We start from the raw sequence: 14,043 nt of genomic DNA, 5'->3' as shown, positions 1-14,043 counted from the left end.
ACATTCCACATGAAAAAAATATTCTTAGCAGCTATAGCAATCGCGTTCTTTGCCGCTTGTAGCAAGAGCTTCCTGGAACGCTCCCCTGTTGATGAACAGACGGAAGAATCTTTCTATAAAACACCGGAGCAGGCATTGCAGGCACTGGTATCCGTATACAATCAACTGGAAATCGGTGACTATGATAATATCCACCTCGTATCTGAAATAGCCAGCGACGACTGTTTTGGCGGCGGTGGTACCTCTGACCTGGTATGGAAACAATGGGACCGCTTCGAAGCGTCATCCAACATGAACCTGAGCCTCTGGCAGAAATATTATACAGGTATTTACAGGGCAAATATCCTCCTGTCAAAAATTGATGGTGTAAGCTGGGGTAGCGATACCACGCTGAAAGTACAGTATACGGCAGAAGCACGTTATCTGAGAGCATACTTTTATTTTGACCTGGTAAGGTTATTTGGCAACATCCCAATGACGACCGCTCCGCTCACACCCAGTGAACTGGGTCTGCCACAATCCGATCCTGCAGTAGTCTATGCGCAGATCGCAGAAGACCTGAAGTATGCAGCTGATCACCTGGCAGCTACACCTTATGCCAGCATCTCTTCTTCCGATTATGGCAGGGTGAACAAATGGGCGGCTGAGTCACTGATAGGTCGCGTATTTTTATACTACACCGGCTATTATAGTCAGACAGATCTGGCAGGTGTGATTACAAAAGCAGACGCCATTACTTACCTTGATAACGTGATCAACACCGGCGGTTTCGGATTGGTAGATAACTTTGCAAACCTCTGGCAGTCCTCACTCTCCAACTTTGTAGGAGAAGACAATAAAGAAACCATATGGTCTATTAAATTCACATACAAAGGGCTGGGCAACTGGAATCAGCACAATGGTAACCGTATGCAGGTAGACATCGCTATTCGTAACCAGGTACTGGATCCTTATTATAAAGGATGGGGTGCCGGTACCGTGAGCACAAGTCTCTGGGATGCGTATGATGATAATGATACCCGCCGTGGTGGTTCTATTATCTCTATTGAAAATGAAAACCTCACTGCTTACTCAAAGGGCGATCAGGCACAATACACCGGTTACTTCTGGAAGAAATATACACCCATGAATGAAGGCAATGCCGTGGATCTGGGTGGTGATTTCCAGATTGACAACTATTATGATGATGTAGTGATCCGCTATGCCGATGTATTGCTGATGGCAGCAGAGCTGAATCTCGAAAGCAACCTGTCTAAAGCACAGGACTACTATAACCAGGTACGCGACAGGGCTTTCTTAAGTACCAACTATCGTAAAACGCTCACTGCCGATGCAACGGGCAAAGCCCTCATCATGAATGAGCGCAGACTGGAACTGGCACTGGAAGGACAGCGCTACTGGGACTTACTGCGTCAGGGTATAGATGTTGCAAAGGCCGCGATCGACAATTCAGGTACTACATCTGATTTTACGGTGAGCTTCCCTTCTGCCACAAAAGGCCTGTTCAAAATTCCGGAGCAGGAAATCAGTTTGTCTAATGGCGTGTATCAGCAAAACGCTGGCTGGTGATTTTATAATTCCACAAAACTGTTAAAAATGAAAAACTATATTATACTGTCACTCCTGGTACTGGCTTTTGCTTTTACTGCCTGTACCAAAGAAGATGAGGAGAGCATGGGGTCTCCGACCGTAGCACAGTCCGGCCTGAAATATTCTGTTACACAGAAAGACGGGCACGATAATATCATCTACCTGAGTAGTGAAACCAGTGGCGGATATATTCCTTTCTGGCAATATACCGGTGGGTTCTCCAAGAAAATGCAGGATACCATCAATTTACCTTTTGCTGGTGATTATTGGGTCAAGTATACTATCTATACCCATGGCGGCCCTGTAGGCGATTCTACAAAGATCACCGTATCAGAGAACGACCCGGAATATTTCAGTAGTGCATTGTGGAACCTGCTGACAAATGGTGCAGAAGGTAAGACATGGGTATGGGCGGTGGATGTACCTACTTTGTATTGCTATGGGAATGGCCCGGGCGATGCGACTACACCGGCATGGTGGACGAATGGAGAGAGTTACCTTGTGTCACAGGGTGTAGCTGCTGATGAAATGACTTTTGACCTGGATGGTGCGAAGAACTTTACTTTTAATCATAATGGCACGAAAACCAAAGCCATCTTTGACCTGGATACCACAGCGCAAACAGTAAAGATAACGGGTAGTGATATTAGTTTGGGTGCGAAAACGACGTATACGATTGTGAAGTTGAATGAGAATGAACTGACGCTGGTGCAACAGGGAGATGGATGGAGAAATATCTGGTTATTCAAAAGAAAAGGATATAATTATTAAGGGTGATATACAGGGGCTGGTTGTATAACCAGCCCCTTATTTGTGTTTATTCATAACCGGGATTCTGGTAATACAGGCCCGGTTTTATTTGCATTTCAGATTGAGGAATTGGATATAATTCCTGTGTCACATCTATCGTTTTTGAATAGTTCGTTTGTAACCATGGGTTCATTACTTCCAAACACCTTCCTGTTCGTACTAAGTCGCCCCAATACAGTCCTTCCCATGCCAGTTCATGTCTTCTTTCAGTTTCCAATATTAGTCTGAATTCAGATTGTGATACACCGGAGATAACTGCAAGTCCTGCTCTTGTTCTGATCCTGTTCACCAGATTCAATGCTTCTGCTGTAGGACCACTGGTTTCATTCACGGCCTCGGCATACATAAGCATTACATCTTCCGGTCTTAAAATGGGGAAGTTAATACCCCAGTCAGCGCTGCTGAGAATAGACGCAGCGGCTGAGGAGTCAAGGTATTTTTTGAAATAGTTCCGCTTCGTCAACACACCTGATTTGTTTCTGTATATCGTATCCAGGATCACAAATTCCCGCATATCTCCTGCTTCAAAACTACTGATCAGGTCATCGGAAGGAAAACCCTGCATATAGTAGCTGCCGTAAGGAGTGATCTTTGTATCCATGTCCAGCGGAATCACTTCGCCCGGTACAGGATTGCCTAAGCCTTTCCCTCCTGACAGATATTGTACTTCGAAAAGATAGTATTTATTATCGCTGGCTGTCTTGAAGATCTCTGCATAGGTGGAGGCAAAGGTCCAGCCGCTATTCTCTGCATCCAGCACCTGTTTGAGTACATTGACCGCATTGGTATAGTTTTCTGTTTTGTAAAACGGATACCCTGCCATGAACAGGTATGCCCTGCCTAATAAACCTAAAGCAGCCAGTTTTGTAGCCCGCCCTTTATCTGTGCCACTATAACTGGTAGGTAATAAAGTAGCCGCTGTAGTGAGTTCGCTGACAATGAAGTTGTAAATAGTATCTGCACCGACACGGGGATAGTTGAGCGCTTCTGCTGAAGAAACCGTTGTTTCGATCAAAGGTACTGCGCCAAAGGTTTTTACCAATTCAAAATAAGCGAGTGCACGGAGAAACTTACATTCTCCTTTCATCCTGCTACGTTTGGTAGTATCTGCGAAAGAGATATTATCTATCTTGTCCAATACCTGGTTCGCTCTTTCTATCATTTCATAATCATTCGTCCAGGCGGTTTGCAAAGTACCTAAGGCAGCTGTGATTTCAAATGCAGAAAGGCTGAAGTAATCCCTCGCAGCATCCTGTCGGGCTACATAGTAGTTGTTGGAACGTACCTCGGACAGGTATAAATTATTCACGTCAGGGAAAGCGAGCAGCTTGTTGTACACCCCGCTCACGGCCTGCACAATGTCGTTCTCAGTTTTGTAATAGCTGCTTTCATTCTGATTGGAGATGGGCGCTGTATCCAGGAAATCTTTATTACAGGCGGCCAGTATGGCGATGCAAATGATTGCGATAATATATTTCATGTAACTTATTTTTTATAATCCGATATTAATACCCATGCTGTACGTGCGTGCGGTCGGGTAACTGGACCAGTCACTCAGGTAGTCGGACTGAAATGCTTCAGGAGAATAACCACCGGAGTAGTTGTCATGCATCCAGAGGTTATCTGCGCTGAAATATAGCCGCGCATTACGGATACCTTTTACAAAACCCGGGCGGAAAGTATACCCGATGGTGAGGTTTTTGATCTTGTAAAAAGCACCTGTGTAGAGCCACCGGGTATCGTATAAACTGGCGGTGGATGCATCGATGCGGGGTGTCTTTCCATCTCCGGGTTCACTCACGCTACGGAATCGGTTCACCCACACCTGCTTTGCATTGTAGTTACCCAGCCCGGTGGTCGGCCGGTCGATGTTACGGCCAAACATGCTGAAGATCTGGTTGCCCCATTGTCCCTGAAATAATAGAGACAGGTCAAAGCGCTTGTAGCTGAAGCGGTTGGTCATGCCCCAGGTGTAGTTGGGATTAGGATGGCCCACTTCTGTCATATCATTGGCATCGATCGTACCGTCTTTGTTCACGTCTCTGTATACAGGGTCTCCAATAATCGTACTGCTCCTTTTAGGCAGGTTTTTCAGCTGTTCTTCCGTTTGGTATACACCTATAGCATCGTAGAGCACATAGGTGTATAATGGCCTTCCTACGGCTATTTTTACCGTATTCTCCCAACCGGTGTAGATCGGAGTGTTGTCGTTGTTCAATTGTACAACCTTGTTTTTGTTCCAGGAAAAGTTGAAGGCCGTTTCCCAGCTGAAGTCCTTACCGCGGATGTTCCTCGAGTTCAGGTTGATCTCATACCCCCAGTTCCTGACAGAACCGATATTGGAGTTTTCCTTTGTAAAGCCGGTAGCACGGGCTACGGGTACGCTTAGTAACAGGTCTCTGGTGATCTTGTCGTAATAGTCAAAAGAGAGGGCGAACCGGTCATTCAGGATACTTGCATCGAAGCCGATATCGTTGGAGGTCGTCTTTTCCCACCTAAGGTTAGGATTGGTAATGCTGGTCACAGAGAAACCGGTGCTTTGTGCCTGTGTTTCTCCAAATACGTAGTTGGTGCTGGACACTAAGCCGATAGATGGATAATCACCTCCTATGCGGTCATTACCGGCAATCCCCCAGGAGTAGCGGATTTTGAGGTCACTCAGGATGTGTCGCAGGCCACTCATAAAGTTCTCATCACTGATCCTCCAACCGATAGAAGCGGCAGGAAACGCACCCCAGCGGGAGTCTTCGCCAAAGCGGGAACTACCATCCTGCCGGAAGCTCACTGATAATAAATACCGGCTGTTGAAGTTGTAATTGACACGACCAAAGAAGGAAGCGAGTGTGCGCTTTGATTCTGTCGTGCTGGATGTAGTCACGGTAGAAGAGCCCTGGTCAAAAGTGTACAGGTTATCATTGGCAAATACCTTGTTGGTTTGTGCAGTATTCGCCGCGTTATTGTTTTCTGTACTTGCACCGGCTATGAAGTTAAAACCATGTTTGCCCAGTTGCTTATCGTAGGTGAGCAATGCCTGAAAGAGGTAGTATTGTGTACGGGCAGTCTTGCGGGTGGCTGTACTCTGGGAACCTTCAGTAGCAGTTCTCCTGGCAGATGTCACGGAGGTTGGCTGGTAATATTTGTAATCACTGCTACTGCTGTTCCAGGCACCGGTCAGGTTCAGGCGAAGGCCTTTTGCCAATGCCGCATTGATATACATTTGAGAGAGTAACTTTGTCAGCTCTGTTTTGTTCATCGTTTTTTCCATCACTTCTACAGGGCTGATCTGGTCTGCTACCCAGCGATAAGCATCAGAGGTGATAGCACCGGAGTGTACACCGACGCCCTTCTCCTGTATGGGTGCTGTACCAGCTACAGATGGACCAATACCACTACGGCCATCGATGCCTGCACCATCTGTCCATGAAATGGAAGGTGATAATTGCAGTCCGACTTTCACCCGTTCGCTTACCTTAATTTCCATGTTGGAACGGAAGGTGTAACGTTTGTAACCAGTGTTTACCGCCATCCCATCCTGATCCATGTATTCGCCAGATAAGAGGTACGTTACATTTTCATTACCTCCTGAGGCAGAGAGGTTGTACTTCTGCATCCAGGCCGGCCTGAAAAATTCATCCTGCCAGTTCACATAATCGAGACTATCTGTACCGTACGCCCAGTAAGGATCATACATATAAGTGGTGTTGGCCAGATCATGTGTGTTCGCAACGGTGCCACCTAATTCGGAGGCACGAAAATCCATGTTATCACTGGCCGTATAGCTCTTTCCTTTTGTTCTGCCAAGGGCGACCCAGGAAGAGTCGATAATGTCTTTTTTGAATTGGATCCATTCTGTGGGCGACATCATGGCGACTAACTTTTCAGGTGCCTGCCTGGCATAGGTGGCGGAGAATGCAATGATGGGTTTTCCTGTCTGCCCTTTTTTGGTAGTGATGAGCACTACACCGTTTGAGCCTCTGGCGCCGTATATCGCAGCAGCCGATGCGTCTTTGAGCACATCTACAGATTGTATGGTAGCAGGATCGATATCGCCCAGGTCATCAACGGGTACCCCATCTACAATGTACAAAGGATCATTGCTGCCGGATACGGAGGCGGCGCCTCTTACCCTGATCTGTAGTGCCGCACCGGGTGTACCTGTAATGGATTGAACCTGTACGCCGGGCATCTGAGCGGCGAGTGCCTGGTCGATGCGGGTGATGGGGCGATCTTTGATCTGGGTTTCACCGATGGAAGCGACGGCACCTACCAGGTTCTTTTTGGCGACGCTGCCGTAACCAATTACGACGACTTCATTCAATCCTTTGTTTGCTTTTGATAAACGAATGGTGAGGTGTGGACCACTCACAGTAACTTCTTTAGGTTCATAGCCGACGTAAGAAATGACGAGTACGATATTGTCTGGTACATCGAGCGTGAATTGTCCCTCTGCATTGGTGGTAGTCCCTTTATTGGTGTTTTTCACCTTTACACTCACACCAATTAATGGTGTCTGATCGGCATCGTCCACGATTTGTCCTGTGACCGGGGCGAATGCGGCATGGAGGCATTGCCCGAGGAGGAGCAAAGCTGCCAATAATAAAATTTGTTTCATAACGCTTTCGTTGGTTGATACTAATTGAAAAAGAATAACCATGCTACCAGTGCGGTAGCCGATATGATGAGAATGAGCAATAGTTTTTCTAAACGTTTAAGACGCGCGAGCCGTTGTTGCTGGTAATGCGATTCCATGGGATAAAAATAGAGGCATGGAAAGGGGAGAACAATGGAGGATTGTACTATTTGATGGAAAATCTGGTATCTGTTGGCAAAAAAAAGCTTCTGCCTTCGGCAGAAGCTTTTTTTTGCGGGCGGCGAGGCGACGTGAGGCTGCGGAGGACGGTGGTGTGGGCCCACGGCCGGCTAAAAGGCAGACGCTGTATTAATCTGTTTTGAACGGACTCGCAGGCAAACCTGCCTTGTTATATAAATTTGTGGCAGGGTTGCCGGCCCATCCATATCTTACTATTGTGGGTTTTGAAATCGCTGGTGCTGATACAATCACCGTATTCCCATCAATCCGTGCATTTGCAAATACAAAATGCTGATCTGCACCTGCTATCGCAAACCCTTTCAATGTATCACCTTTTGCCATCAGCCCTCCATCTGTATGTTCAAAATATAACCTGATCTGTTTGCCCTGTACTTCCATTTTTGAAAATACCGGGCCACTATAGGCCACCTCTTTATGATACACTTTTGCATCAGCAATTAACGCTAACCGCAACCCTATCTCCTGCTTATTCTTCGGATGTATATTCCCCGGATCTTCCGGATTCGCATTATCTATCGCCACTGCCATCCCACTATTTGGAATGCTTAAATTTTCCAGCTGTGCCTGTCTGATCAACACGGTTCCATTTTCTCTCACAGGCAATGAATCTGGTTTGCCATAGTTCGCTAACTGCACATAATAGAAAGGAAAATCTCCCTGATGCCACTCAGCTCTCCAACTGGTTACCAATGTCTCCATCAAAGAGCGGTATATGTTTGGATTGTTGGCATTGGACTCTCCCTGGTACCAGATAGCTCCTTTAATGGTATAAGGTATCAATGGCGCTACCATCCCATTGTACAATACAGCAGGACTATGCTGATCGTGCTCAGGGTCAGGATCTTTTGGATTCCGGGGAGGATCTTTATGCTCCGCCTTTGCGATAGCCGCATCTGCATTCCAGCGCTCCATCGCTGTTTTATATTTTGCACGCGCTACAAAGCTGGTATCATACACGGCCTTTTTCTGCGCATACGCATCTAATAAATACTGGAAGTTATGGGCAGCTAATTCTTTTCTACTTACCCACGCTTCTGCCGTACTGCCACCATAAGCAGTGGTGAGCAAACCTATCGGTACCTGCAGCTGCTGTTGCAAATGCCTTGCAAAGAAATACGCGGCGGCAGAGAAGTGACCTACTGTAGCCGGTGAACAAATTTCCCACTTGCCTTTTACATCCGTTTGAATGGTATCAGTTGGCGTAAAGTCGGTATCAAAAACACGGATCAATGGGTAATTGGCTGCCGCAACTTCCGCTGCTTCATTGTACACGCCACACCAATAGCGATCCTCGCGTGCTACCGTCATATCCATATTTGATTGCCCGGAACACAACCACACTTCCCCCAAATAAATATCAGATAACCGTATATTATTTATCGCCAGTGTATACGGCCCCCCTGCTTTGGCAGTAGGCAGTACTGCCTGCCAGCGGCCATCTTTACCCACCGTGGTCGCAATAGTTTTATTATCCCAGCTATTCCGGATTGTCACCTTATCACCAGCTATGCCCCATCCCCATATGTTTACATCCGCATTTTGCTGTAATACCATGTGATCGCCTACTACGGCAGGTAACCGTAAAGCAGTAGGCTTCAATTCATCCGGACTATCCTTCGTATACAGGTTTACTTTCTTTGATGCACCCGGTCTGAACAATTCCTGTATCACAGGCAGCTTCACATCTACAGCTGGTTTGAAGTTGGCAGACTGCATATACTTCAATAAACTATACTTCAGCTGGCGGGTGACTATTCCTTCTTTATTCAGATCAATACTACTGATGATCAATCTTCCCTTCCCTACTTTCGCTTCCACGATCATTCCCAATCGCCTGTTCAGGAACCAGGTATCTATATTCTGTACCAATGGTGTCAAAGTAGCAGGGAAGTCAGACAGCTCCATGACCTGTGTATTATTCACCAGCTCCCACCATTGATAGTTGCTATAATAGTCTGTAGGAAAATCTGCAAATACAGGATGTGTAGGATTACATAAGATGCCTAATGTATGTGGCGGGCGCATCTTGAACCAGGAGGTATTCCAGAATACAGGTGTAAAACTCTGTACTACCTCTTTGCCCTGTTGTACCTTTCCTGCTGCCAGCAACAATACCTTTCCACCATCCTGCAATACCTTTTGTGCAGCAGCATCCAATGTATCGCAAACATAAATACCTTTTTCAGAAATATCCAATGTAGGCGTATATACCCATAACTGCCAGCTGTTGCTGATTTCCGTACCATCGAGACTAATTTCCACACTGATATTTCCTGTAAATTTTAAAGGCAGATGTAAATCACCTAAAGGGATATTATCACCCAATGGAATATCTGTGACCGGGAATGTACCTTGCTGCAATATCTTACCGGTTTTGTCTTTTACCTTCCAGAGAGGGTGCGTCGCCGATAAGGCTTTCTCTCCAAAGTTCGTTACAGATATAGCTGCATGCAAAGTATCGTTACTGGTGTATACAAATTTCTTTATCCTCGCCAGCAGTACTGTCGGACTACAAAAGTGCCGCCATTCTTTGTCACTGATATAAGGCTTATCATTCCAGAACGGATCCAATACACCTACCAATGCGGTACCCTGTCCCGGATAATCATTGATGGATAATAACTGAATACCCGCTAAACCCGGTGTACGTAAAGCTGCCTCTATTTCTGCTTTATAACATAACACCTGCAATTTTCCGGAAGCCATAAAGAAATCATGTGCCTGCGCACCCATATGATGCGCTGTGAGCTGATCACGGAATATCTCAAAGTTCTTTGCTTTGTATACACCTGCATATTTAGATATTTCAGTAAAGTCGGGATATACACACCACTGCCCCATTTCATGACTCACATAAGGCACATGAAAATCCCTGATGCGATCATAGTAATCAAAATCACTACCCGGCAAAGTGGACCAGCGTAAACCACGGGCGCCGGCCTTCACCATGTATTCATTATCCGGCACCAATGGCCAGCTATTACCTACAGAAGCGCCAGTATATACCCTTCTGCTATCCTTCTCTTTCCAATAAGCAATAAACTGTGTGAGGTAATCTACCTGGTGACCACCTTTAGGTTCATTGCCATACGCCAGCATACAAAAAGAGGCGTAGTTACCATATGCTTTTGCAATTCGGTTCGTCTCATCATAAATATATTGATCTACAGGTAAGCCATCTCCTAAAGAAGTACCATGGTTCGCCCAGCTGGGCCCTTCCGGTTGCAGGTAAAAACCAACTTTGTCTGCTGCACTGAAAGCGGCTTCTGGTGGGCACCAGGAATGAAAGCGCATGTGATTGAGGCCGTATGATTTTGCTTTCTGAAAGATGCGTATCCAACTTGCTTCATCCATAGGTGGATAGCCTGTTAAAGGAAAGACAGCATTGTCTACTGTGCCACGCAGAAATACAGGTTTCCCGTTTATGAAAAACCGGGTATCTGCAATTTTGAATTCCCGCATACCGAAGGTGACATTTTTAGTACTGGCTTCTCCTTCAACAGGTTTCATTTGAATCTTTAAATCATACAGATCAGGATGGAACTCATCCCACAATAATACATCATTGCCCATTGGATAATCAATCACAATAGCAGTGGTATCTTTACTCAGTTGAAAAGGAACTTCTTTTAATGGAATTTCCTTCAAAGGGGCTTTAATATTTTCACTCTTTGCTGTAATTAAAAATTGACCAGCTACAGGTGAATTTCCCTTTTTGCCAATTAACAATTTCAACCTGGCAATATGATGCTTCACATCCGGATACACCTGCACATCCTCCATCCACACCATCCCTCCCGCATTCAACTCCAACTTCCCAATCGTTCCATTCCAATTCCCCTGCGTATGATCCGTCAGACTATGTGAATCCGGCCCTACATTAATCTCCTTAATCCTATTATCAATCCGCACTAATATCGTATGCCTCCCCGGACTTAATAACCCGGACAGAACATACACATGCGGTGCACTCATACTATTCTGCATCCCGGCCCGTTGTCCATCTACATACACCACTGTTTCCCAGTGCGGCCTTTCCATCGTAAATGTAATTCTGCGATCCGCGTATTCTGCCGGAATATCCACCACCTTCTTATACCATGCCGGCCCTACATACGTCTTCGCCGGCGTGAGCCAGAATGGAAACTTAATATTCCCCGGCACCCGGTATTTCGCCATTTCAGGATTGAAGTACCAGGAGCTATCATAGATACTCCCTGTCCACCGTGTATTCACCGACACCTCCTCCCCTTTATTATTTTCCAGCATAGAGCCCGGCAATTTTACGGTACTCCATTGTCCGGCAGAGTCGGTGGTGAACTGCCATTCTCCCTTCAGGGAAATCGTTTGTGATTTTGCAGACAGCATACAGCCTAGCAGCAGTGCTATCAATCCTGTTTGTTTCATATCAGTTGATGACTATCGTATTTTCTTTGGTAGCATCGATGCCTTCAATCGTATATACCTGATGGGTAGCATCGTATTTTCCTTTGCCATTGGCAGGAGCTTTCTCTACATGCACCCTGAGGGTAAAGGTTTTGGTGGGAGAATTATATTTCCCTTCAGGAGCACTGATGTGTATGCGGCAGCCGCCATTCTCTGTCCGCTGATCTATGTGGGTAATGGAACAGATCCCCTGCTGGTATTGCAGGCTTTTGCCATCATCAGTATATAGGTCGGTACTGCCTATGCCCGGGTAAACTTCCAGTATCACGTTGTCTATCACACGCTGGCCTACGTACTGTACAACCTGTTGTTTCGGGATAATACCGCCTGCTTTGATGAAGATAGGTACTTTGTCGAGCGGGCATACGGCATTCAGGTAACTTTTACCATCGTAATGTTTGCCTGTCCAGTAGTCGATCCATTCGCCTTTTGGCAGATAAACAACTCTTGTTGCAGCGCCTTTTTCCGTCACTGGACATACCATGATATGCTCTCCTAATAGGTATTGATCTGTGATGTTGTATACATTCACATCATCCTGGTATGCCAGTACAAGGGCCTGCATAATGGGCGTACCTGTTTTATACTGATGATAGCTGGCGCTATAAAGGTAAGGCAGCAGACTATATCTCAGTTCATCATATTGCTTAAAAATATCCGTCGCCTCCTTCCCATAGCGCCAGGGTTCTTTATAACCAGGATGATCCATCCCGAATAATAAAGCGACAGGACTCAGCATACCAAACTGCACCCAGCGAATATACAACTCAGGATCTGCAGGTTGCTCAAAACCACCCATACAATGCGCCCAGTAACCTACGCCAGATACTCCTATATTCAAACCTGCTTTGATCACAGGACCAAAGTACTGCCATTGACTGGGCCAGTCACCCGCAAAGATGAAAGGGAATCGCTGAATACCCGCATACCCTTCGCGGGTCTGGTTCAAACCACGCAGCTGGTTGTAAGCCCCAAACTGTTCGTACGCCGCCTTCGCATATGCTATGGGAAATACATTATGTAATCGCTGTGCTTCAGGGCCACCGGGACCAGTCTTCGCACTTTCATTGGCCAGCGCACCAAAGGCACTGCCTTCATCTGTTTTGAAGAACCGTGCTCCTATTGCCGCCACTTTCATCGCTGCATGGTTCCACCACCAGCTCACAGCAGCAGTATCAAAGTAGTTGATGAACTCACCGGGATTATTAGCCTCCGGGTAGGTATAATGTAATTCTCTGGCCGTGTCTAACAATTTAAACCGGGTGCCATTGTCTATCCTTGGGCGAATGTGCAGCCCCACCATGTTGTAATGCAAACTATACAGGGTGTCGAACATCGCTTTCGGGTTATGAAAGGTCTCTCTCCATTCAAAAGAAGTAGCCCCCTTTCCCCCATTCTTTCCAAACTGTCTCCATGTAGAATCCAGGAAGAGGATATCTACAGGAATACCCATTTTTCTAAATCTGCGGGCCAGTTCAATCACATACGCAGCAGAAGTCAGTTCCTCATGCCCCCAGGTACCTCCACTATAAGTGCCCACATGCAGACCGAGGGCAAATTGTGGCAGTAAGGGCGACTTGCCGGTCAACCGGGTATACAGATCCAGTATCCCCGTAAACTGAGGGCCATATATAAAATAATATTCCAGCGGCCCCTGAGCGGCAGAAAAGCTATATGCATCTGATTCCGTATTTCCCATATCCCAGGTGGAATTATAGGTGGTATGCAGGAAAATGCCGTAGCCTTTCGTACTCATGAAGAAAGGTACCGGACTATAATTCGCCTGCAGCACATTGTAAGCACCCACGATATGTGGCTTCTCTTTTCCCCTGCCTACTTCCATTTGTACTTTCTTACCGCGCTGATCCAGGAAGTCCATCCGCTCCCCAAAACCAAAGAAGTGCTCATCGGATTGAAGCACCTTTTTCACCCCAAGGGAATCTGCGTTTTTTTCGGAAGAAAGGAGCTGACCATTGGAGGAATAGACTTCCAGGTGGCCGGCAGCACTGATGATGAGCCGAAGACTGGCAGTGCTGAGTTCCAGCCTGCCCCCCTCGCTATTGACCCGTACATCCACACTATCCCAGTCGTACCTGTTCACCATCAATGACTCTTTGAAAGGCACCCCATAGCTGACCCTGAACATGGACGGTGTACAAAATTCCAGCTGAAAGGATTGCGTAGCGGTGTGAATTTGAAATGCATGCTGTAGCCGGGTAAATTGCTGTGCCCGGGCCGGCATTATCACATACAAACAAATAATCGTAACTATTGACCTGATCATACCCTCAAATCTATCTCCTATATCAATATTGTGCAATGGATTATTGTAGTAAATCCTGTAAATATGTGGTCAGCGGCATGGA

The 14,043-nt window shown here is 46.4% G+C and carries 6 protein-coding genes; 2 read left to right on the top strand and 4 right to left on the bottom strand.

The window, feature by feature from the left end:
• Positions 1–9 precede the first annotated feature (9 nt).
• Both SIO70_RS16775 and SIO70_RS16770 read left to right on the top strand, forming a co-directional pair.
• Positions 10–1,569, top strand: coding sequence for a RagB/SusD family nutrient uptake outer membrane protein (locus SIO70_RS16775; RefSeq protein WP_320582007.1), 1,560 nt, complete (start codon positions 10–12; stop codon positions 1,567–1,569).
• A gap of 27 nt (positions 1,570–1,596) precedes the next feature.
• Positions 1,597–2,361 carry a hypothetical protein gene (locus SIO70_RS16770; RefSeq protein WP_320582006.1) on the top strand — a complete coding sequence of 255 codons (765 nt, stop codon included), beginning with the start codon at positions 1,597–1,599 and terminating at the stop codon, positions 2,359–2,361.
• A 46-nt stretch (positions 2,362–2,407) separates the two neighbouring features.
• On the opposite strand, the gene SIO70_RS16765 is transcribed toward SIO70_RS16770, so the two are convergent.
• The 4 genes from SIO70_RS16765 to SIO70_RS16750 all read right to left on the bottom strand — a co-directional run bounded on the left by SIO70_RS16765 (position 2,408) and on the right by SIO70_RS16750 (position 13,961).
• The gene (locus tag SIO70_RS16765; RefSeq protein ID WP_320582005.1) at positions 2,408–3,880 is read right to left on the bottom strand and encodes a RagB/SusD family nutrient uptake outer membrane protein; all 1,473 of its coding nucleotides are present in this window, start codon (positions 3,878–3,880) and stop codon (positions 2,408–2,410) included.
• Positions 3,881–3,892: 12 nt separating this feature from the next.
• Positions 3,893–7,012 (bottom strand): TonB-dependent receptor, encoded by a 3,120-nt coding sequence (locus SIO70_RS16760; protein ID WP_320582004.1) that lies wholly within the window; start codon positions 7,010–7,012, stop codon positions 3,893–3,895.
• 327 nt (positions 7,013–7,339) lie between these two features.
• Positions 7,340–11,638: a sialate O-acetylesterase gene (locus tag SIO70_RS16755; protein ID WP_320582003.1), complete on the bottom strand. Its 4,299-nt coding sequence runs from the start codon at positions 11,636–11,638 to the stop codon at positions 7,340–7,342.
• Position 11,639: 1 nt separating this feature from the next.
• Positions 11,640–13,961 carry a glycoside hydrolase family 31 protein gene (locus SIO70_RS16750; protein ID WP_320582002.1) on the bottom strand — a complete coding sequence of 774 codons (2,322 nt, stop codon included), beginning with the start codon at positions 13,959–13,961 and terminating at the stop codon, positions 11,640–11,642.
• Between the last annotated feature and the right edge of the window lie 82 nt (positions 13,962–14,043).

Origin of the sequence: Chitinophaga sancti (assembly GCF_034087045.1) — a bacterium.
GTDB classification, from domain to species: Bacteria; Bacteroidota; Bacteroidia; order Chitinophagales; family Chitinophagaceae; genus Chitinophaga; species Chitinophaga sancti_B.
This window is presented reverse-complemented; position numbering and strand designations above follow the sequence as displayed.